The 20,423-nt window shown below is 67.2% G+C and carries 20 protein-coding genes, 1 tRNA gene and 1 rRNA gene; 3 read left to right on the top strand and 19 right to left on the bottom strand.

The window, feature by feature from the left end; genetic code table 11:
- The first annotated feature begins 75 nt into the window (after nt 1–75).
- Nucleotides 76–576: a methylated-DNA--[protein]-cysteine S-methyltransferase gene (locus tag L5G33_RS04105; RefSeq protein ID WP_236996888.1), complete on the top strand. Its 501-nt coding sequence runs from the start codon at nt 76–78 to the stop codon at nt 574–576.
- Nucleotides 577–583: 7 nt separating this feature from the next.
- On the opposite strand, the gene L5G33_RS04100 is transcribed toward L5G33_RS04105, so the two are convergent.
- Nucleotides 584–1,003: a nitroreductase family deazaflavin-dependent oxidoreductase gene (locus L5G33_RS04100; RefSeq protein ID WP_236996887.1), complete on the bottom strand. Its 420-nt coding sequence runs from the start codon at nt 1,001–1,003 to the stop codon at nt 584–586.
- A gap of 122 nt (nt 1,004–1,125) precedes the next feature.
- On the opposite strand from L5G33_RS04100, the gene msrA reads away from it, so the two are divergent.
- Nucleotides 1,126–1,674, top strand: a complete 549-nt coding sequence (gene msrA / locus L5G33_RS04095; RefSeq protein WP_236996886.1) for a peptide-methionine (S)-S-oxide reductase MsrA — start codon at nt 1,126–1,128, stop codon at nt 1,672–1,674.
- An 87-nt stretch (nt 1,675–1,761) separates the two neighbouring features.
- On the opposite strand, the gene L5G33_RS04090 is transcribed toward msrA, so the two are convergent.
- The 7 genes from L5G33_RS04090 to L5G33_RS04060 all read right to left on the bottom strand — a co-directional run bounded on the left by L5G33_RS04090 (nt 1,762) and on the right by L5G33_RS04060 (nt 7,738).
- Nucleotides 1,762–1,835 (bottom strand) — tRNA-Pro (locus L5G33_RS04090).
- Between the two features lie 125 nt (nt 1,836–1,960).
- Complete coding sequence (gene der / locus L5G33_RS04085) at nt 1,961–3,361, bottom strand: ribosome biogenesis GTPase Der (protein ID WP_236996885.1); 1,401 nt, start codon at nt 3,359–3,361, stop codon at nt 1,961–1,963.
- 77 nt (nt 3,362–3,438) lie between these two features.
- A complete protein-coding gene (cmk, locus tag L5G33_RS04080) occupies nt 3,439–4,113 on the bottom strand; it encodes a (d)CMP kinase (protein ID WP_236997164.1) in 675 nt (224 codons plus the stop codon).
- A gap of 29 nt (nt 4,114–4,142) precedes the next feature.
- Entirely contained in the window at nt 4,143–5,192 is a 1,050-nt protein-coding gene (locus L5G33_RS04075; protein WP_236996884.1) for a pseudouridine synthase, read from the bottom strand.
- 50 nt (nt 5,193–5,242) lie between these two features.
- The gene (gene scpB, locus L5G33_RS04070; protein WP_236996883.1) at nt 5,243–5,938 is read right to left on the bottom strand and encodes an SMC-Scp complex subunit ScpB; all 696 of its coding nucleotides are present in this window, start codon (nt 5,936–5,938) and stop codon (nt 5,243–5,245) included.
- A 16-nt stretch (nt 5,939–5,954) separates the two neighbouring features.
- Nucleotides 5,955–6,779: a segregation and condensation protein A gene (locus tag L5G33_RS04065; protein WP_236997163.1), complete on the bottom strand. Its 825-nt coding sequence runs from the start codon at nt 6,777–6,779 to the stop codon at nt 5,955–5,957.
- 59 nt (nt 6,780–6,838) lie between these two features.
- A complete protein-coding gene (locus L5G33_RS04060; RefSeq protein ID WP_236996882.1) occupies nt 6,839–7,738 on the bottom strand; it encodes a ParA family protein in 900 nt (299 codons plus the stop codon).
- A gap of 160 nt (nt 7,739–7,898) precedes the next feature.
- On the opposite strand from L5G33_RS04060, the gene L5G33_RS04055 reads away from it, so the two are divergent.
- Nucleotides 7,899–8,795 carry an LLM class flavin-dependent oxidoreductase gene (locus L5G33_RS04055; RefSeq protein WP_236996881.1) on the top strand — a complete coding sequence of 299 codons (897 nt, stop codon included), beginning with the start codon at nt 7,899–7,901 and terminating at the stop codon, nt 8,793–8,795.
- A gap of 20 nt (nt 8,796–8,815) precedes the next feature.
- On the opposite strand, the gene xerD is transcribed toward L5G33_RS04055, so the two are convergent.
- The 11 genes from xerD to rrf all read right to left on the bottom strand — a co-directional run.
- The gene (gene xerD / locus L5G33_RS04050; RefSeq protein ID WP_236996880.1) at nt 8,816–9,742 is read right to left on the bottom strand and encodes a site-specific tyrosine recombinase XerD; all 927 of its coding nucleotides are present in this window, start codon (nt 9,740–9,742) and stop codon (nt 8,816–8,818) included.
- Between the two features lie 10 nt (nt 9,743–9,752).
- Entirely contained in the window at nt 9,753–10,388 is a 636-nt protein-coding gene (locus tag L5G33_RS04045; protein WP_236996879.1) for an NUDIX domain-containing protein, read from the bottom strand.
- The gene (pyrG, locus tag L5G33_RS04040) at nt 10,385–12,127 is read right to left on the bottom strand and encodes a CTP synthase (RefSeq protein WP_236996878.1); all 1,743 of its coding nucleotides are present in this window, start codon (nt 12,125–12,127) and stop codon (nt 10,385–10,387) included. The genes L5G33_RS04045 and pyrG overlap by 4 nt, the downstream gene beginning before the upstream one ends.
- Before the next feature lie 182 nt (nt 12,128–12,309).
- Nucleotides 12,310–13,239: a copper transporter gene (locus L5G33_RS04035; protein ID WP_236996877.1), complete on the bottom strand. Its 930-nt coding sequence runs from the start codon at nt 13,237–13,239 to the stop codon at nt 12,310–12,312.
- Nucleotides 13,236–14,420 carry a putative cytokinetic ring protein SteA gene (gene steA, locus L5G33_RS04030; RefSeq protein ID WP_236997162.1) on the bottom strand — a complete coding sequence of 395 codons (1,185 nt, stop codon included), beginning with the start codon at nt 14,418–14,420 and terminating at the stop codon, nt 13,236–13,238. Before steA ends, L5G33_RS04035 begins: the two co-directional genes overlap by 4 nt.
- A gap of 127 nt (nt 14,421–14,547) precedes the next feature.
- Entirely contained in the window at nt 14,548–16,293 is a 1,746-nt protein-coding gene (recN, locus tag L5G33_RS04025) for a DNA repair protein RecN (RefSeq protein WP_236996876.1), read from the bottom strand.
- Between the two features lie 6 nt (nt 16,294–16,299).
- Entirely contained in the window at nt 16,300–17,247 is a 948-nt protein-coding gene (locus L5G33_RS04020; protein ID WP_236996875.1) for an NAD kinase, read from the bottom strand.
- An 18-nt stretch (nt 17,248–17,265) separates the two neighbouring features.
- Complete coding sequence (locus tag L5G33_RS04015; RefSeq protein ID WP_236996874.1) at nt 17,266–18,117, bottom strand: TlyA family RNA methyltransferase; 852 nt, start codon at nt 18,115–18,117, stop codon at nt 17,266–17,268.
- A 54-nt stretch (nt 18,118–18,171) separates the two neighbouring features.
- Nucleotides 18,172–18,411, bottom strand: coding sequence for a hypothetical protein (locus L5G33_RS04010; protein ID WP_236996873.1), 240 nt, complete (start codon nt 18,409–18,411; stop codon nt 18,172–18,174).
- A gap of 12 nt (nt 18,412–18,423) precedes the next feature.
- On the bottom strand, nt 18,424–20,202 hold the full coding sequence (locus L5G33_RS04005) for an HAD-IIA family hydrolase (RefSeq protein WP_236996872.1): 1,779 nt from the start codon (nt 20,200–20,202) through the stop codon (nt 18,424–18,426).
- Between the two features lie 138 nt (nt 20,203–20,340).
- Nucleotides 20,341–20,423, bottom strand: a 5S ribosomal RNA gene (gene rrf, locus L5G33_RS19510); the annotation flags it as partial.

The following is a 20,423-nucleotide window of genomic DNA, read 5'->3' as shown; positions in this document are numbered from 1 at the left end:
AGTAGAGAATTATAAGTGCAGTTATCCCGAGATTCTCCGGATCAGCCGCGCGCGTGGATGGCACGATGGCTGCCGATGCTCCGTCACACCGTGCTGCCGACCCCGGTCGACGATCTGCTCCTGGTCGCCGACGGCGACGCGCTGATCCGCGTGGTCTTCGCTGACCACACGGTGTCGAAGTCCGCCCGCGGACCCGAGGCGGCCGACGACGACGCGGTCCTGCAGGCTGCGACGCAGCAGCTGATCGAGTATTTCGACCGGTCCCGCACCGTGTTCGATCTGCCGCTCCGGACAGACGGCAACGAGTTCGACACCGCCGTCTGGCGTGCGCTCGTCGACATCGAGTACGGGACCACGGTCACCTACGGCGAACTCGCAGGCCGACTCGGCGACCCCAGGTTCGCGCAGCGGATCGGACAATCGGTGGGCCGCAACCCGATCGCCGTCGTCCTACCCTGCCATCGGGTCGTCGGCGCCGACGGCACCTTGACGGGGTTCGGTGGCGGCCTCGAACGCAAGCGCATCCTCCTCGACCTCGAGGAGCCGCCCGCCGACGTCGGAATGCGGCTGTTCTAGCGGTGTGTCACTCGAGGACGAACGCTGGGATCCGACGGTCCGTCTTCTTCTGGTACTCGGCGTACGGCGGGAACGCTGCGACGGCGAGCTCCCACCAGTGGGCGAACTCGTCGCCGTCGATCTCGCGTGCGGTGAGCTCGACGGTCTCCTCACCGTCCTGAACTGAGACCTTCGGATTGGCCTTCACGTTGAAGTACCAGGACGGATGCTCCGGAGCACCGCCCTTCGACGCGACCATCAGGTACTTGCCGTTCTCCTCGACGCGCATCAGCGGGACATACCGCTTCTTGCCCGACTTGGCTCCAGTCGTCGTGAACAGGACGATCGGGCGGCCGTCGATCGACACCCCTTCCGTGGTGCCTGTCTCCAGGATGGTCTCGGTCTGCGAACGTACCCAGCCGGTCGGGCTCAACTCTGCATTGCTCATTAGTGGTCCAACGGCGTCGGCCGATGGTCTATTCCGGCCGCTCGTCGACCCGACCGGGACCAAATCGAGGTCGAGGAGTGTTGCACCGTCTGACAGCCGTCGATACGACAGGAGGAGCGACGATGACGAGCCGAGGCAATGACACAGGTGCGATCACTCGAGAGCCGGGGACACAGACCGCGGTTCTCGCCGGCGGATGTTTCTGGGGCGTCCAGGACCTCCTCCGACGAGAAGCCGGCGTCCTCGCGACGCGCGTCGGATACACCGGCGGCGAGAACGACTTCGCGACGTACCGCAACCATCCAGGCCACGCCGAGGCCGTCGAGATCGTGTTCGACCCCGCGCAGACGACCTACCGCGACATCTTGGCGTTCTTCTTTCAGATCCACGATCCGAGCACCGTGGACCGTCAAGGCAACGACACTGGGACCAGCTACCGCTCAGCGATCTTCCCCCTCACCTCCGAGCAGGAGGACATCGCCCGCAAGACGATCGCCGACGTCGACGCCTCCGGCCTATGGCCGGGTCCCGCAGTGACGACGATCGAGGAGGCCGGTCCGTTCTGGGAGGCCGAACCGGAGCACCAGGACTACCTCGTCGACTACCCGAACGGGTACACGTGTCACTTCCCGCGACCCGACTGGGTACTGCCGGAACGGTCGGCGAACTGATCGGTCGGGCGCGGTCACCGACCGAGAAATGACTAAGGAACCGCTGAGGGCCCGAGACGATGTCTCGGGCCCTCAGTGTTCGAACGGTCGGGCTGACAGGATTTGAACCTGCGACCCCTTCACCCCCAGTGAAGTGCGCTACCAAGCTGCGCCACAGCCCGTTCGCCTCGTCGAACGAAGCGAGATTTACCTTATCCGACGAAGGTCGGAGACGACGAATCGGGTGGTCACAAGGGGGCCCGGCTCCACTCGCCCACTGGGAGGAAAGCTGGGCCCGCGAGACACCCTACTTCTTTCGCAGCTCCCGCTTGTCGCGAACGCGGACGTTGACGCGAACGGGCGAGCCATCGAAGCCGAAGGATTCGCGGAGCTTGCGCTCGAGGAAACGCCGGTACCCCGCCTCCAGAAAGCCGGTCGTGAACAGAACGAACGTCGGCGGCCGAGTGCCCGCCTGCGTCGCGAACTTAACGCGCGGCTGACGTCCACCGCGGACCGGCGGCGGCGTCGCCGCAATGATGTCCTTGAGCCACGAGTTCAACGGGCCGGTCGACACGCGGCGGTCCCACGACTCGAGTGCTCCTTCGAGCGCCGGCACCAACTTCTGGACGCTGCGTCCCGTCTGCGCCGAGATGTTCACCCGGCGCGCCCACGGCACGCGTGCGAGCTCACGGTCGATCTCCTTGTCGAGCTGTTCGCGGCGGTCCTCGTCGACCAGATCCCATTTGTTGAACACGACGACGAGCGCACGGCCGGACTCGACGATCATCGAGAGCACTCGCAGATCCTGTTCGGTGATCGGCTCGCTCGCATCGATCAGCAGCAGCGCGACCTCCGCCGAATCCAGTGCTGCGCGGGTACGCAGCGACGCGTAGTACTCGTGCCCGCTCGCGGTGCGCACCTTGCGGCGCAGCCCCGCAGTGTCGACGAACTGCCACGGCTTGCCGCCGAGCTCGATCAGCTCGTCCACCGGGTCCACCGTGGTGCCTGCGACGTTGTCCACGACCGAACGCTCTTCGCCCGCCAACTTGTTCAGCAGCGAACTCTTGCCGACGTTCGGCTTCCCGACGAGCGCGACGCGGCGCGGGCCACCCGGAAGGAAACGTTCACGCGGCTTCTCCGGCAGCTTCTCGACGATCAGGTCGAGGAGGTCCGCGGTGCCGCGTCCGTGAGCCGCCGAGATCGTGTACGGTTCGCCCAGCCCCAACGACCACAGGACTGCCGCATCGGCCTCCGCGCGCTCGCTGTCGACCTTGTTGGCGGCCAGCAGCACCGGGACCTTCGAGCGACGCAGAATCCGCGACACGGCCTCGTCGGCCGACGTCGCACCGACCGTCGCGTCCACGACGAGGACGATCAGGTCCGCAGCCCGCATCGCCAGCTCGGCCTGCACTGCGATCGACCGGCCCATTCCCTTGGCGTCCGGTTCCCACCCGCCGGTGTCGGTCACCATGAACGGGTGCCCGGTCCACTCGGCCTTGTAGGAGACCCGGTCGCGAGTCACGCCCGGGATGTCTTCGACGACCGCTTCACGACGGCCGAGGATCCGGTTGACCAGCGTCGACTTGCCGACGTTCGGCCGACCCACGACGGCGACGACCGGCAGAGCCGGGGCCTCGCCGAACTCCTCGTCGGTCAGGAACTCACCGAGGTCGAAATCCTCCTCGCTGCTCCAGGTCCCGTCGTTCACGGAGAGGTCGACCGCGTCAAATCCCCCCGCGTCAAATCCCCCGCCGTCAAATTCTCCACCGTCTGTGAACTCTTCAGTCACCGCTGTCCTCCGATCCGCGTCTCGACCAGCTCAGTGAGCGTGTCGAGAACTTGATCCAATGTCATGTCGCTGGTGTCGACGTGCACGGCGTCGTCCGCTGGTCGCAGCGGAGACGCCTCCCGGGTCGAATCCAGGTGGTCGCGACGGTTCACACTGTCGAGCACCTCGTCGAGGATGCTTTCGCGGCCCGCCGCGATGTTCTGGCGGTGACGACGTTCAGCACGCGCCTGCGGCGTCGCCGTCAGATAGATCTTCAGCGCCGCCGCCGGGAAGACGACGGTCCCGATGTCTCGACCCTCGACCACGAGCAGCGTTTGGTCGGCGTGCGTCCGCTGCAGGTCGACGAGGCGCACCCGCACCTCGGCATTCGCCGAGACGGCCGACACCGAGCCGGTCACCGCTTCGGTGCGGATCTCCTCGGACACGTCCTCCCCGTCGAGCATGACGAGGGTCGCGCCGTCCGAATCGGTCGACAATCGAATGTCCGACGCTGCGACGACCCGGGCGACCTCATCGGAATCGGGTGCGACTCCGGCGCGCAGGACGGCGAGCGTCGCCGCACGATACATCGCTCCGGTATCGAGATACTGTGCACGGACCCGATCGGCGAGTAGCCGTGCGACGCTCGACTTCCCGGTCCCGGCGGGGCCGTCGATAGCGACGACGGGCATCGTCGTCACGGTGTCAGCCGAGTCGATGCTCACATTCCCACCGCCTTGTAGAGCGCGCCGATCTCCTTGCTGTCGAGCGCCCGCAGGCTGCCCGGCCGTTGCGTGCCGAGGTGCACGACGCCGATGTCGGTGCGCACCAGCCGGATCACCGGGTGCCCGACTGATTCCATCATGCGACGGACGACGTGCTTACGCCCCTCGTGCAGAGTGAGGCGCACCAGCGACTCGCCCTGGTGCAGCTCCAACTGTGCGTAGGAGTCGACCGAGACGGGGCCGTCGTCGAGTTCCACTCCGTCGCGCAGACGCCGCCCCAGCCCACGCCCAACTTCGCCGCGCACGGTGGCGAGGTACGTCTTGGGGACCTCGAACGACGGGTGCATCAGACGATGCGCGAGCTCGCCGTCGTTGGTGAGGAGGATCAGACCCTCGGTGTCGGCGTCGAGCCGACCGACATGGAACAACCGTTGACCGGCCATGACACGTTCGGCGACGAGGTCGCCGATGCAGGGGCGGCCGTAGTCGTCGCTCATGGTCGACTGCCAGCCCTTCGGCTTGTTCAACGCTAGGTACTGCTTGGTCTCGTCGATGACGACACGTGCGCCGTCGACCTTGATAATCGCGGAGTTCGGGTCGATGCGCAGACCCTGCTCGACGACGATCTCGCCGTCGACCTCGACACGGCCGGCGGCGATCAGCTCCTCGGCGCCGCGCCGCGACGCGACACCGGCCGCTGCGAGAATCTTCTGCAGACGCATGCCGTCGGATACGTAGGTCGCGCCGTCGCCTTCGACGACGGGGACCTGATGGCGCGCGGGACGCGCGTTGTTGAGACGAGCCTGGCCCTTCTCCACGCTGGGGCGCGATCCCTTGCGGTGCGGCTTTCGGGTGCCCTGCCCCGGGGCCGGCGCGCCGCGCTTGGCGCCTGCTTTGCCCCTGGCCGCGCCGCCCTTGCCTGCGGGTTTGCCCGCAGCGGCCCTGCCCGAGTCACTCTTGCCGGAGCCGCTCTTGCCTGCGGGCTTACGCCCCCCGCGTCCCCTGTCGTCTCGTCCCGGTCTGCCGTCTCGGCTAGCGGATGCCATGTTCGATTCCTCGACTCTGTTGTGTTGTGTGTGGGTGCGCCGGCTGCCGGTCAGTCGGGTCCGTCGGCCTGCGCGAGCGCCTCCGCGGAGGCATCAACACTCGATTGTGCCGCCTGAACACCCAGTTTGGCGAATCGTGGATCGTCGAGGAGCTCGTCTCCCAGATCGTCGATGACGTCGACGTCCGGAAGGAGCGGTGCGATGTCGGGCAGGTCCGACAGCGACGCGAGGCCGAGCCGTTCCAGGAACAGTTCACTCGTCGCGTACAGCGTGCCGTTGGTCTGCGGATCGTTGCCGACCTCGGTGAGCAGGCCGCGTGCGAGGAGGGTCCGCACCACACCGTCGACGTTGACACCGCGGATCGCGCTGACCCGCGCGCGGCTCACCGGCTGCCGGTACGCGACGACGGCGAGCGTCTCCAACGCGGCGCGCGTGAGCTTGCTTCGCGTCCCGTCGAGGAGGAGTCGTTCCACGTAGGGCGCGTATTCGGACCGCGTGTAGAAGCGCCAGCCGTCGCCCGCGTATCGGAGGTCGATGCCACTGCGTGCAGCTGCCAGGTCTGCGCTCATCGCGGTGATCATCGCTTCGACGCGATCGGGTTCGTCGTCGACGGCGCTCGCGAGTTCGTCGACGGTCACCGGTGTGTCGACGACGAGCAGCACGGCCTCCAGCGCCGCACGCAACTCCGGATCGTCGAGGATCGCCGGGACGTCGACGGTGTCTGTATCGATCGGCTCGTCGGTCATCGGTGGCCCGTTCCCCTCATCCGTAGTCTTCCGTCGTATCGATCTCGATGTCGCCGGTGTCACGATCGCCGGTCCACCCGACTTTCAACTCACCGAGCGCTTCGGGCTGGTCGAAGACCACGGCCCGCTCCCGATACAGTTCGAGCAGTCCGAGGAACCGTGCGACCACCTCGAGCCCGTTGTCGCATTCGGCGACGAGCTGCGAGAACGTCAACATCTGTCCGCCGGCGGCGACGAGGATTTCGGTCAGGCGTCTGGCCTGCTCGGGGACCGACACCGGCGAGCCGTGCAGGTGGTCGAGGCCGACGGTCGGCACCGGTTTGGGCGCGATCGCGGCCGCGGCGATCTCGGCGAAGCCTGCCGCGTCCACTCCGAGCCGCACTTCCGGGAGCAGGTCGGCGAATCGATCCTCCAACGAGACTGCTCGCGGATAGCGTTGCAGCGCAGCAGATTCGAGTTCAGCGAACAGCAGCGCGACCTGTTTGTACGCTCGGTACTGCAGGAGGCGAGCGAACAGCAGATCTCGTGCTTCGAGGAGAGCGAGGTCTTCGGGGTCTTCGACCTCGCCCGAGGGCAGCAGCCGAGCGGCTTTGAGATCGAGGAGCGTCGCCGCGATCACCAGGAACTCGGTAGTCTGCTCGAGGTCGGCCTCAGCTCCCAGATTCTTCGTGTATGCGATGAAGTCGTCGGTCACCACGTGCAGTGCGACCTCGGTGACGTCCATGCGCCGCTGGCTGATCAGGTTGAGCAGCAGGTCGAACGGGCCGGTGAAGTTTGCGAGCTTGACTTGGAACTTGCCGGCCGCCGCAGCCTCGTCGACAGTGTCCCCGGCGTACTGCATGTCCCCAGCGTGCTGAATGTCCCCGGGGACGCCGTCGGTTGCCACCGCGACCTGCTCGGTCATTCGCGGGGTTCGTTGTGCGCGATCACTTCCCGCGCCAGATCGCGATAGGCGGCCGCCCCTGACGATTTAGGCGCCCACGAGGTGATCGGTTCTCCGGCGACGGACGTCTCGGGGAAGCGGACGGTCCGGTTGATGACAGTGTCGAACACCGCGTCCCCGAACACTTCCACCACGCGCCCCATGACATCGCGCGAGTGGAGCGTGCGCTGGTCGTACATGGTGACGAGGATCCCGCCGAGCTCCAACCTCGGGTTGAGGCGGTCGCGCACCTTGTCGATGGTATCGGTGAGCAACGCCAGTCCGCGCAGGCTGAAGTACTCGCACTCCATCGGAATCAGGACGTTGTCCGCGCAAGCGAGGGCGTTGACGGTCAGCAGCCCGAGCGACGGCTGGCAGTCGACGAGGATGTAGTCGTAACGGTCGCCGACCGGGTGCAGAGCCCGTGCGAGGGCCTGCTCGCGTCCCACTTCACTGACCAGTTGGATCTCGGCCGCCGACAGATCGATGTTCGACGGCAGGATGTCGAGACCGTCGATCCGGGTGCGCATCAGCACGTCGTCGGTCGACGCGTACGGCGCGACGAGCAGATTGTGCACCGTGAGATCGAGTTCGTGGTGCGGGACACCGAGTCCGGCCGACAGTGCGCCCTGTGGGTCGAGGTCGACGAGCAGCACACGTCGCCCCTGCTCGGCGAGCGCCGCGCCGAGGTTGATCGTCGACGTGGTCTTGCCGACTCCGCCCTTCTGATTGCACATCGCAACGATGACGGCGGGGCCGTGCTTCTCCCGCGGCAGCGGGTCGGGGATGTCGCGGTACGGACGACCGGTGGGCCCGAGCTTCTCGGCAGGCACGTCCAACTCGCCCTGCTGCCCTCTGGCACCGGCTTTGTGATCCACCTGTCCGATGCTCCTTCCAGCACACGGAGCGCTGCTCCCCCGTGTGTTCGCCGACCGTTGTCTGTAGCGATCCTACGGCCTCGTGCCGACGGGTGACGCGAGGCGGTCGGCGCGCCGTAGGATCGTCGATGTCACCTGCCTCGACCGAGGAGCTCTCACGATGCCCGACTACGGCCACGACTTGCGATTCGGTGTGTTCGTGACGCCGACGTCCGCTGCGCCACTCCGAGCCGTCGAGCTGGCGGTCGACGCCGACCGGGCCGGACTCGACCTCGTCACCGTCCAGGACCACCCGTATCAGCCGAAGCTGTTGGACGCGTGGACGCTGATGTCGTTCATCGCGGCGCGAACTGACGCGATCACGGTGTCGGGCAACGTGACCAACCTTCCGCTGCGACCGCCTGCCGTGCTCGCCCGCTCCGCAGCGGCCCTCGATCTGCTCTCGGGCGGACGGTTGGAGATGGCCTTGGGCTCCGGCGGATTCTTCGACGCGATCGTTGCGATGGGTGGGCCGCGTCGTACGCCCGGTGAGGCTCGCCGCGCACTCTCGGAGGCGATCGACGTGATGCGTGAGCTGTGGGACACCTCGACGCGTTCGGGCGTCCACTTCCAGGGCGAGTTCTACACCGTCGACGGCGCCAAGCGGGGGCCTGCCCCCGCGCACCCGGTCCCGATCTCGGTGGGCGCGTACGGCCCGCGCATGCTCGCGTTGATCGGCACCAAGTGCGACGGGTGGGTTCCATCACTGTCGTATCTGCCCAACGGCGTCGCGGACTTGGCCGAGATGAACGCCCGCATCGACGACGCCGCGGCCGAGGCAGGCCGCGACCCGGAGGACGTTCGCCGGATCCTGAACCTCGGCGGCACATTCGACGACGACCGCGACGGCCTTCTCGCCGGACCCCCGGAGAGCTGGACGTCCGATCTCGCGATGCTCGCCGTCGAGCATGGAATATCTGACTTCGTGTTCGCCACCGACGACGCCGACACAATCGCGCGGATCGGCGCCGAAGTCGCGCCCGCGACGCGCGAGACGGTGGCCGTGGCCCGTGGATGAGGCCTCACCTATGGTGAGCGCTACTTCGCCCGCGGATGGGCGGTCGCGTAGACCTCGCGCATCGTGTTGACGGTCACCAGCGTGTAGACCTGCGTCGTGGTCACCGACGAGTGGCCAAGGAGCTCCTGCACGACGCGCACGTCGGCTCCCCCGTCGAGCAGGTGCGTGGCGAAGCTGTGTCGCAGCGTGTGCGGCGAGACGTCCTTGTCGACGCCCGCGCGTTCAGCGGTGTCGACGAGCACCTGCCATGCGCTCTGGCGTGACAGGCGTCCGCCACGGACGTTCAGAAAGAGGGCGGGCGTGCCCTTCTTGACGAGTGCGGGTCGACCCCGCACCAGGTACGCGTCGAGCGCAGCTAACGCGGGACGCCCGACCGGCACGATCCGCTCCTTGCCGCCCTTGCCGCGCAGCACGACCGCGCGATGCTCCACATCGATGTCGTCGACATCGAGACCGACGGCCTCGGAGATGCGGGCACCGCACGAGTACAACAACTCCAGCAGGGCACGGTCACGAAGCGCTCGAGGGCCTTCCGAGACACTCGCCGCCTGCAGGATGGCCAGCACATCGTCCACCGGCAACGACTTGGGCAGTCGCCGCGCCGGTTTCGGGGGCCGTACGGCGTGCGCCACGTCGTCGACGACGGCTCCTTCGGCAGCGGCGAACTTGTGGAATCCGCGCGCAGCGATCAGCGTGCGCGCCACCGAACTGTCGGCAAGCGGTACGACGTCGTTGTCGGGGTCCCCACGTCGCAGTGCGACCAGGAAGTCGCGCACGGCGTCCTCGCCGACGTCACGCAGATCCGTCAGACCCCTGTCGGCGAGAAACCCCTGATACCGCAGCAGGTCCCGCCGGTACGACGCGACGGTGTTGGCTGCTGCACCACGTTCGACGATCAGGTGATCGATGTATGCGCCGACGAGATGTTCGATGCTCGACCCGGTCACGACCGACCCGTCACGACCGACGACGAGCGACGAATGCGGTCGGCTCGTCGACCCACGGCGCATCCGTGGCGCGCAACGACGATCCGGTCGCGTCGGCAGCGGCGAGCGCGAGCACCCCGGCTGCGGCCGTCGCGTTCACGATCTCCCCGGACAACGTGAGTGCGACCGCGTCAGCGAGTGACACCCACTCGACGACCAGGTCCGCTTCCTCGTGCTCGCGTTCAGCGGCGGGCAGCTCGTGCAGCCCTTCGGCGAGGTACACCCGCAGCGCCTCATCGGTGAAACCCGGCGACACGACGAGGTCGACGAGCACCGACCACCGGTCCGCCGCCAGATCGGCTTCCTCGGCGAGCTCCCGCTCGGCAGCCTGGCGAGGCTGCTCCCCCGGCCCACCGTCGAGCAGACCCGCAGGCAGTTCGAGCAGGCGTCGTCCGACGGGGTGGCGGTACTGCCGGATCATCGCGATCCGGCCTTGATCGTCTCGAGCGACGACAGCCACCGCGCCGTGGTGTTCGACGACCTCACGCTGGGCGGTCCGCCCGCCCGGCATGTCCACCTCGTCGACGCGTAGTGCCAGGATCGCGCCCGTGTAGATCGTCTCCGACGAGGAGACTGAGAACTCGTGCGATCCCGGCGTCGAGGTCACTCGCCGCTCTCCTGCTCGAACTTGGCAGCCCCCGTCGAATCGCCAGCGTCATAGCCCTCGAGTTCGACGGGGAGCCGCGTCGCACTCTTGTATCGCAGCGCGGCGTCGATGAGCGCTTTGAACAGCGGGTGCGGACGGGTGGGACGACTCTTGAGCTCGGGATGCGCCTGCGTGGCGACGAGGAACGGGTGCACGCCCCTCGGGTATTCGACGAACTCGACGAGACGGCCGTCCGGCGATGTTCCCGAGAACACGAGACCCGACTGCGCGATGGTGTCGCGGTAGGAGTTGTTGACCTCGAAGCGGTGACGGTGCCGTTCGCTGACTTCTGTCGTCCCGTACGCCTTCGCGACCTGCGATCCGGGGATAAGACTCGCCGGGTAGGCGCCCAGACGCATCGTTCCGCCCAAGTCGGCGTCGCCTGCGACGGCCGCTTCCTGATCGGCCATCGTCGCGATGACCGGCGACGGTGTCTCCGGGTCGAACTCGGTTGAACTCGCATCGGTGAGCCCCACGGCACGAGCCGCTTCGATGACGACGCACTGCAGTCCCAGGCACAGGCCGAGCAGCGGGATGCCGTTCTCGCGGGCGTAGCGGATGGCCCCGAGCTTGCCTTCGATGCCGCGAATGCCGAATCCGCCTGCGACCAGCACTGCGTCCACATCGCGCAGCGCGATCGTCGCGCCTTCGGGGGTCTGGCACTCGTCCGACGGCACCCATTTGATCTCGGTGCGCGCATGATTGGCAAACCCGCCGGCGCGGATCGCCTCGGTCACCGACAGGTAGGCGTCGGGCAGGTCGATGTACTTACCGACGAGCGCGACGTTGACCGTCTCACGCGGATTGTGGACCCGATCGAGGAGGTCGCCCCACACCGTCCAGTCCACGTCGCGGAACGGCAGCCCGAGCTGGCGGACGACGTACGCGTCGAGCTGTTCCGCGTGCAGGACCTTCGGAATGTCGTATATCGACGGCGCGTCCGGCGTCGAGATGCAGCCGTCGATGTCGACGTCGCACATCAGCGCGATCTTCTTCTTCAGCCCGTCGGGCACCGGTCGGTCGCACCGCAGGATCAGCGCGTCCGGTTGGATGCCGATGCTTCGGAGTGCGACGACCGAATGCTGCGTCGGCTTCGTCTTGAGCTCGCCCGACGGTGCGAGGTACGGGACCAGCGACACGTGCAGGAAGAAGACGTTGTCGCGGCCGAGGTCGTGACGGATCTGGCGCGCGGCCTCGAGGAACGGCTGCGACTCGATGTCGCCGACGGTTCCGCCGATCTCGGTGATGACGACGTCCGGCGTCTCGCCGCTCGCGTCTGCGTCGTGCATCGCCATCATCCGCGACTTGAGTTCGTCGGTGATGTGCGGGATCACCTGCACGGTGTCACCGAGGTACTCGCCGCGACGCTCCTTGGCGATGACCGTCGAATACACTTGCCCGGTCGTCACGTTCGCCGACGCCGAGAGATTGCGGTCGAGGAAGCGCTCGTAGTGGCCGATGTCGAGGTCGGTCTCCGCGCCGTCCTCGGTGACGAACACCTCACCGTGCTGGAACGGATTCATCGTCCCCGGGTCGACGTTCAGGTACGGGTCGACCTTCTGCATGGTGACCCGGATACCGCGTGAAGTGAGCAGCTGACCCAGGCTCGACGCCGTCAAGCCTTTGCCCAACGACGACGCGACTCCGCCGGTGACGAAGATGTGCTTGGGGGCGACGCGCTCGGAACGCAGTGATCGCAAAAGATTCTCCCGTCGGGGTGTATCAGGATTGCCGATTACCTGATGACCTACGGGACTTCAGCCTAACAGCATTCGCGCCGAAGTCCCGCCGACACTCTGGAGGTCGCTGTCGAATAGCAGATCTGCACGGTTCGCCGCAGCCTCAGTTCCCGTGTCGCACCCTCGGTCGGCTCAGCGCCGAGTCATTCGCCTGGCTCGGCTCCGACCGTGATGGCGGTCGCTCCCGGCCCGGAGCCGTACGCACCCGACCGACCGTGGAGTTCTTCATCGAGCCCCATGAGCGTCGTCAGCCTGCCGGTCTCGAGATCGACGTCGTCGACAGTGGTCACCGCGTTGCCGAGCGCCGGGTCGGATCGGATCACGCCGATTGGCGATCCGCCCTCGGCCGAACCGGTACGCCCGACCAGGGCACCGCCCTGCGCGCGCATCGCCATGGTGGCTGCCAGCCGCGCGACGAGCTGCCCTTGCGCTCCGGAGTCGTTCGACATCTCGCCGCCGGTCACCACCAGCACGAGGTCGGCGGGCTTGATCGTCCCATCTGGATAGTCGATGAACTCGCCGCCGCGCAACGCTTGGAGCGCGGTGTCGCGGTCCGACGACGAGGCGGGCTTCTGGCCTTGACGGTTGAGCAGGGTGACGCCGAGGAGATCGCCGAGCCGCGACCCCGAATCGGTGTACTCGATGCGGAGCTGCGCTCCTGCGGGAATCGACTGGTCGATGACGGTGCGCAGTTTGGAGGCGCTCTGGTCGCCGAGAAGCGCGGGAGTGAGTCCGATCTGACCCGCGAACGTGCCGTCGGCGTCGTTGATCATCGTCTTGAGCGCGTCGACGTCGGCCTCCGACGAGTCGGGGGTGGTCACGACGAGAACGGAATGGTCTTTGAGCAGGTCTGCGGTGATCCGCTCGGCTATCGCTGCGGTGAAGCTGTCGTTGGAATTCACCTGGGCGGCGAGGCTGTCGCGCTCGTCTTCGAGGTTTCCGATCTTGTCGCGGTCGGTGCCGGTGAGCGCGTTGACGCGGTCGCCGATGAACCCCGAACCGAGGAACAGACCCAGCGCGAGCGCGAGGAAGACCGCGATCAGCGAGATCGCGTGTTGACGCATGGTGATCATTCGCGGTTCCACACCCCGCTGATCCAGTTCGCGAACGAGTCCCACTGATCGCTGATCCATCCGGTCACGTCGCTGCCGCCCTGCGTGATGACGATGGCGGCGATGATCGCGATCAGCGCCGCCAACATCAGCATTGCGACCGCAGCACCGCTGACCCTGCTGCGGTACAGCGTGGCGACGGCCTTCGAGTCGACCAGCTTGGGGCCGACCTTGAGTCGGGTCAGGAACGTCGACGGAATCTCGTCGCGCAGTTCACGGTCGAAGAAGTCGTTGAGCGTCCCGCCGAGCCCGGCGGTGACGATGAGGTCGGCGCCGTGGAAGTCGGTGAGCAGCAGCGCAAGGTCCGCGGCCGATCCTGCGGCCGGGAACGTGGTCGCACCGACGCCCAGGTCCTGGATGCGTTCAAGACCGGAGGCGTGACCGTCCGGGTCCGCGGGTAGTACGAGTTCGGCGCCCGACTTGAGCGTCTCCGTCGAGATCTCTTCGGGGTCGCCGACGATCAACGCCGGACGGTATCCCGCCTTCATCAGTGTGTCGGCGCCGACGCCGACACCGACCATGACCGGCTGGTACTCCTTGATGAACGGCTTGAGCGCCTTGAGGTCGGCGGCGCGACCGGAGCCTTCGGCGACCACGATCACGTGGCGGCCCTCCAACTTCACGCGGACGTCAGGGATGCCGACACCGTCGATGAGCAGCGGCGACTCGCTGCGGATGAACTCGATGGTGTTGCCCGAGAACGCTTCGAGGTGGTCGACCAAGCCGGTCTTCGCGTCCAGCATGCGGTCTGCGACGATCCGTTCGTCGAGCTCCTCGCCACGGGCGACCACTCGGTCACCAACGTAGACGCGACCGTTGTGCAGCCGGGCCTTCTGTCCGTCCTTGAGCCGCGAGAACACCTCGGATCCGACCGCGTCGATGATGGGGATGTTCGACGCTGCGAGCACTTCCGGCCCCAGGTTCGGGTACCGGCCGGTGATCGACTCCGCCGCGTTGACGACGGCGCCGACTTCGGCTTCGACGAGCGCGTCGGCGGTCACCCGGTCCAGGTCCACCTCGTCGAGGACGACTATCTCGCCCTCGCCGACGCGTTCGAGGAGGCGTTTGGAGTTCTTGTCGATCCGCACGACCCCGACCAGGCCGGGCAGCTCTTCGGTGTTGCGTGACAGCAAAGCAGGCATCCTCATGACTGCCATGGTGGGCCGCCCGGTGCCGAATGCCACGGAGGCGCGCCGTAACATTGGCAACTTTTGTCACACAAACATCACGGGTGACATCAAGACAGCAGCACCGCTGTCCTCGGGCTCACTAGTCGGTGGCTCGAGAGGCTTCCGCGGTCGCCAACAGTTCCTCCGCGTGGGCCCGACCGGTCTCCGAGTCGCCGAGACCGGCAAGCATCCGGGCGAGTTCGGACACCCGCTCGTCCCGCGTCAACGTCGTCAGCGAGGATCGTTGCCGCCCCTTGCTCCCACCGCTCTCTTTTCCGATCACCAGGTGATTGTCGGCGAACGCCGCGACCTGGGGAAGGTGGGTCACCACGATCACCTGATGGCGGCGGGCCAGACGCGCGAGGCGAGCACCGATCTGGACCGCGGCTGCACCTCCGACCCCGGCATCGACTTCGTCGAAGACCATGACTGAACCGGAATCAGGTTCGGCGAGAACCACTTCCAGGGCCAACATCACGCGCGAGAGTTCACCGCCAGACGCCGATTTGGCGATCGGCAGCGGCGCGGCGCCCTTGTGCGCGACCAGACCGAACTCGACCTGATCGGCTCCGTGCCCGCCCGCAGTCGTCGGCGTGCCTGCGACGTCGATCGTCAGTCGCGCATCGTCGGCAGACTTCAACGACACCGCCACGTCCAATGCGCTGCCGCCCATGGCCAGCCCGGTGAGCTCAGCGGAGACCTTCGCGCCCAACGACTTCGCCGCCTTCCTCCGCTGCCCGTGCAGCGTGGTCGCGAGAGCCGATACCTCGTCGCGGATGGTGTTGGCCTGCGCTTCGAGCTCGTCGATCCGTGCCTGCGGGTCGGCGATCTCGCCCAGTCGCACTTCCGCCTCGTCCCGCCAAGCGAGCACACCGTCGACGTCAGCCGCGTACTTGCGGGTCAACGACTTCAGCTCGGCCTGGCGGTTCAAGAGGGTGTCGAGGTCGGCGGCGTCCTCCGGGAGGGCGCCCAAGTAGCCGGTCAACTCGTCGCCGATGTCGCCGACCACGGCCAAAGCCTCCTCGACACGCGGTTTCAGGTCGCGCAGTGCCTGATCGGAAGCGGTCTCCAGCAGCGAGCGGACGGTGCCGAGCGCGTCCACGACCGAACCGCCGTCAGACCCGGCGACGATGGTCTGCGCCTGCGACGCGGTCGTCCGGATGTCCTCCAGGTCAGTCAGCCTTCGGACTGTCTCGACGATGTCGGCGTCCTCCCCGGGCTGCGGTTTGACCGCATCGACCTCATCGAGCCCGAACCGCAGCCGGTCGGCTTCCTGCGCGAGCTCGCGCGAGTCGGCACGGCGACGGTCGAGTTCGTCGATTATCGCAACCCACCGTTCCCGTGCGTCACGGTATTTCGCGAGAGTCTTCGCTGCGGGTGCGCCGGCGAAGCGGTCCAGCGCTGCGCGTTGCTGGTCACCACGGATCAGTCGCAGCTGGTCGTTCTGACCGTGAATCGCCAACAGTTCGCCCGTCAGCGCGCCCAGGGTCCCGACCGGAACACTACGCCCGCCCAGATGCGCACGGGAGCGGCCGTCGGCGTTGACGGTCCGCGCAGCGATCACCGTGTCGTCATCGTCGACGTCCGCGCCGGACTGCTCGAGGACGTCGGCGATCGCGTCCGTCCGGTCGGCGGGCAGGCGGAATCGTCCTTCGACGACGGCTTTCGCGTCGCCGCTACGCACCCGTCCGGCATCCGCCCGGCCACCAGACAGGAGACGAAGACTCGTCACGATCATCGTCTTGCCTGCTCCCGTCTCACCGGTGAGCGCGGTGAACCCGGGGTGGAATTCGGCGGACGCCGACTCCAGGACGCCCAGACTGGTGATCGACAGCTCTTCGAGCACGTGCGGTCAGCTCCTTCCTCGCCAGCCCGTCACAGGCAGCGAGAACTTGGTTACCAAGCGGTCGGCGAACGGTTCCGAGTCGATTCGCACCCATCGCAGCGACCGCGGTGCACGGGACACCTCGATACGCGAACCTGCGGGGACGTCGATCATCCGGCGACCGTCGTTCACAGCCACGCCGTCGCGACCGTCTCGATGGATTTCCACGGCGACCGTGGACCTCGGACTCGTCACCATCGGCCGCGCAAACAGGGCGTGAGCGTTGCTGGGGACGACGAGGATCGCTTCGAGGTCCGGCCACATGACCGGGCCGCCCGCCGAGAACGCGTACGCGGTCGAACCCGTCGGGGTCGCCACGAGAAGCCCGTCGGCGCCGAATGCGGACACCGGGCGACCGTCGACCTCGGTGACGAGTTCGAGCACCCCGTTGTGCGACCGGTTCTGGATAACGACTTCGTTGAGCGCCCAGGTCCGTGCCCGTGGCTCGACGTCTCCGGGATCGGTGACCGCCACATCGAGCACCATCCGGTCCTCCACGCGATACCGCCCGGAGATCAGCATCTCGAGCACTTCGTCGACGCGATGCGACTCGGCTTCGGCGAGAAACCCAATATGGCCGAGGTTGATCCCCATCAGCGGGACGGACGCCGGATACGCCAGCTCGGCGGCACGCAGAAAGGTACCGTCGCCGCCGAGCACGATGACCAGTTCGCAGCCCTTGGCCGACGTCGAATCCACATGTGTCACCTCGACATTCGCGCCCATCGCCCGGAGAACCTGCGGGTCGACCGGATGTGTGGTCTCGGCTGCCGGCTCCGCGGCCAGCCTCGTGTCGTGGTCGACGATCCGCAACCGGACGTCAGCCGCCGCACACCGCTGGGCGATGATCGCCAGAGTCTGGGTGACCGAGTCGCGCCCCGTGTGCGCGACCACCAGGAAGGTTCGCTCACTCATGACCTCTCCCTCCCGTCGTCATGTCGGTCCGTCGGTGACGGCCTGATCGATCATCGCGCGGACGTCGTCGCCGATCGGCGTCGACCCCACGGTATCGGCCGAGGCCTCGCCCGGCAGTGCTCGGGTCTTGCGGAGCCAGAGGAAGTATTCGACATTGCCGGACGGGCCGGGCAGCGGGCTGGCCACGACGCCTTTCGTCTCGAGCCCGAGCGCCTGCGCGGCGCCCGCGACTTCGGCGACGACTTCGGCCCGCAACGCCGGTTCGCGGACCACGCCTCCGGTACCGACTCGGTCCTTCCCGACCTCGAACTGCGGCTTCACCATCGGCAGAGCGTCACCGCCGACGCGCAGGCAGGATGCGAGGGCGGGCAGCACGAGGCGAAGCGAAATGAACGAGAGGTCGCCGACGATCAGGTCCACTTCTCCGCCGATCGAGTCCGCGTCGATGTGACGGACGTTCGTCCGGTCGTGGACGTGGACGCGGTCGTCGGTCTGCAGCTTCCACACGAGCTGCCCGTAGCCGACGTCGACTGCTTCCACTTCGCGGGCACCACGCCGGAGCAGCACGTCGGTGAAACCGCCGGTCGACGCACCGGCATCCAGACACCGCAGGCTGTCGACTCGCACGCCGAGCGGCTCGAACGCCGCCAGAGCGCCGAGCAGTTTGTGAGCACCGCGGGACGCCCAGTCGTCGGTGTCCGGCTCGGTGACGAGGACGGGAGTGTCTTTGGCGACGTTAGTCGCCGCTTTTGACGCGAACGTGCCGTTCACCTTCACCTTCCCTGCGTCGATCAACTCCCGGGCCTGCTCGCGCGAGCGGGCAAGTCCGCGACGGACGAGTTCGGCGTCGAGTCGGGCTCGTGCCGCCATCAGTGCACCCCTTCGTGTGGTGTGCGCGCCCATGTCTTCTGCGCGGCCGACGCGTCACCCACGGCCGACGTCCTCCAACGCTTCGGCTAACGCATCGTGTGCACGCGTCAGCAGTTCGGTCTGCCGGGAGACTGCTCCGAGATCGAACTCGCCGTCCCCGACGTCACCGATCGCGGCCACCTCCTCGAGAAGCGCGTGGACGGTCGCCGTGACCGGATGGTCGGCTGGGTCGCCGGGTTCGGCGCTGCGTAGGGCGTTCTGCGCGGCCAACTCGGCAGGATTGGGTACGTTCATAGCCTGTCCAGGCTAACGCAGGGCACTGACACCCGCCGTCGTCAGCGCCGCCGCTGCCGCATCGTCCTGTGCGGCGATCCGCAGATCGCGCTCGCCGACGTCCGCCGTCCACACCGCGTGGGCGAGCGACGCGATCATCGTCGTCGCATCGGTGCCTCCGGTGCTCGATACCGTGACGTGTTCCTCGACGACCTGGATTCGCCAGCCGGTGTGCGGTCCGATGAGAGCGATGTCGACGTCGTCATCGAGGGCGGACAGGTCGGTCGCAACGTACGTCGGGCGGCTGTCCAGCGGCGCAGCCAGCAGGTCGAGCGCCGTTGACACCCCGGTCAGAACGAGGAGGCTGTCGATTCCAACCGTCACTGCTCCCGCGATGTCTGTGTCGAGACGATCCCCGACGACCAGCGGGCGACGTCCTCGAGTCCGCGACAGCGCGTCACGCATGATCGGCGCCGCGGGCTTTCCAGCGACCAGCGGCTCTGCCCCGGTCGCCGACCTGACGGCAGCGACCATGGAGCCGTTGCCGACGAGCAGTCCGCGTTCGTTGGGCAGCGTGGTGTCGACATTGCAGGCGACCCACGTCGCTCCTCGTCGCACGGCCAACGCGGCCTCCGAGAGTTGCGCCCACCCGGTGTCCGGTGAATGGCCTTGGACAATGGCCGACGGATCGTCGTCCGCAGAGTCGACGACGACGAATCCGCGGGAGGCCACCTCGTCGCGCAGGGCGTCCGCGCCGACGACGAGGACTCGGCTGCCGGCCGCGACCCGCTCGTCGAGCAGGATCGCACCCGCCTGCGCACTGGTGACGACTTGTTCGGGTGCTGCCGTGAAACCGAGGGCCGTGAGGTGCTCAGCCACGGCCTCCGGAGAACGGCTGGCGTTATTGGTCACGAAAAGTACTCCGACCGATGTGCCATTGACAGCGTCGACTGCGTGCGGGAGCGCCGACGCACCGGCGAACAGCGTGCCGTCGAGGTCGAACAGAAGGGAATCGTACGTCGACGCCAAGCTCCTGGAATCCTGGCCGTCGTCGGCCTGTGCACTGTCGGCGACCGTCCCTGGTGCAGGTGCCACGGAGCCTCCGTTGACTCCGGAATTCAGGTCCATGAGCCGGAACTCGGCGTCGGTGAGATCGTCGATGTCCGCTGCCGCCGCGTTCTGGAACCAGGTCAGGGCCTCGGTACGGCGGCCTGCGGCTTCGAGTGCTGACGCATACGCGTAGAACAGTCGCGCGGCGTCGTCGCCAACCCGCCCGGGTCGGAGATCGCCCGCCTCCAACGCGTTGACCGCTAGTTCAGGCTGCCCGAGATCCAGTTGAGCTCCCGACGCGACGATCAACATCTCCAGTGCCTCGTCACCGCTGAGCGCCTTGGCTTCGGCGCTGGCGGCGATCTCAACGGCTCGCTCTGGGCGCCCGAGACCGCGTTCACTGTCGGCGATCAGCGGAAGGAGTGCGTCGTCGCCGTTCATCCGGCGAGCGGCCCGCAGCTCCGTGATGGCTTCCTGCCATTCGCCTGCGTTGTACGCCGCAATACCTGCGGTCTCTCGGACCACCCCGACTCGCGCGGCGCGGGCGCGCGCAGCACGCGCGTGGGCGAGTGCCTGGCCGGGATCCTCGCTCAGCAGTTCAGAGACGACGATGAGGTGTCGGGCAACTCTCTCCGCTGTCACCTTGTCCAGGGATTGCAGGTCTCGACGAATGTCGGGGTCCAGATCCGATGCCCGCACATCGTCGGGAAGCACCGGGTCGGCACCGTTCACCGGCTCACTTCCGTCGCGTCGCTTACTCATGCTCTCCAACCTATCGCCTCTACAGTGCTCGACCCGCATCCGTCATCGTCACGCCGCATCAGGCGAACAACGATTTGTGATGCAGACATAGAGGTAGAGCCCCCAACACGTGGTGTTGGGGGCTCTAACTCGGGTTTAGTTCGGCGGTGTCCTACTCTCCCACACTGGTTAGGGTGCAGTACCATCGGCGCTGGAGGGCTTAGCTTCCGGGTTCGGAATGG

Origin of the sequence: Gordonia liuliyuniae (assembly GCF_021738805.1) — a bacterium.
Lineage (GTDB): Bacteria > Actinomycetota > Actinomycetes > Mycobacteriales > Mycobacteriaceae > Gordonia > Gordonia liuliyuniae.
This window is presented reverse-complemented; position numbering and strand designations above follow the sequence as displayed.

What these genes read in the sequence shown, in the direction of transcription:
- L5G33_RS04105 (WP_236996888.1), top strand. Translation starts at nt 76, where the DNA reads ATGCTCCGTCACACCGTGCTGCCGACCCCGGTCGACGATCTGCTCCTG.
- L5G33_RS04100 (WP_236996887.1), bottom strand. Translation starts at nt 1,003, where the DNA reads ATGAGCAATGCAGAGTTGAGCCCGACCGGCTGGGTACGTTCGCAGACC.
- msrA (WP_236996886.1), top strand. Translation starts at nt 1,126, where the DNA reads ATGACGAGCCGAGGCAATGACACAGGTGCGATCACTCGAGAGCCGGGG.
- cmk (WP_236997164.1), bottom strand. Translation starts at nt 4,113, where the DNA reads ATGCCCGTCGTCGCTATCGACGGCCCCGCCGGGACCGGGAAGTCGAGC.
- L5G33_RS04075 (WP_236996884.1), bottom strand. Translation starts at nt 5,192, where the DNA reads ATGGCATCCGCTAGCCGAGACGGCAGACCGGGACGAGACGACAGGGGA.
- scpB (WP_236996883.1), bottom strand. Translation starts at nt 5,938, where the DNA reads ATGACCGACGAGCCGATCGATACAGACACCGTCGACGTCCCGGCGATC.
- L5G33_RS04065 (WP_236997163.1), bottom strand. Translation starts at nt 6,779, where the DNA reads ATGCAGTACGCCGGGGACACTGTCGACGAGGCTGCGGCGGCCGGCAAG.
- L5G33_RS04055 (WP_236996881.1), top strand. Translation starts at nt 7,899, where the DNA reads ATGCCCGACTACGGCCACGACTTGCGATTCGGTGTGTTCGTGACGCCG.
- L5G33_RS04035 (WP_236996877.1), bottom strand. Translation starts at nt 13,239, where the DNA reads ATGATCACCATGCGTCAACACGCGATCTCGCTGATCGCGGTCTTCCTC.
- steA (WP_236997162.1), bottom strand. Translation starts at nt 14,420, where the DNA reads ATGCCTGCTTTGCTGTCACGCAACACCGAAGAGCTGCCCGGCCTGGTC.
- L5G33_RS04020 (WP_236996875.1), bottom strand. Translation starts at nt 17,247, where the DNA reads ATGAGTGAGCGAACCTTCCTGGTGGTCGCGCACACGGGGCGCGACTCG.
- L5G33_RS04015 (WP_236996874.1), bottom strand. Translation starts at nt 18,117, where the DNA reads ATGGCGGCACGAGCCCGACTCGACGCCGAACTCGTCCGTCGCGGACTT.
- L5G33_RS04010 (WP_236996873.1), bottom strand. Translation starts at nt 18,411, where the DNA reads ATGAACGTACCCAATCCTGCCGAGTTGGCCGCGCAGAACGCCCTACGC.
- L5G33_RS04005 (WP_236996872.1), bottom strand. Translation starts at nt 20,202, where the DNA reads ATGAGTAAGCGACGCGACGGAAGTGAGCCGGTGAACGGTGCCGACCCG.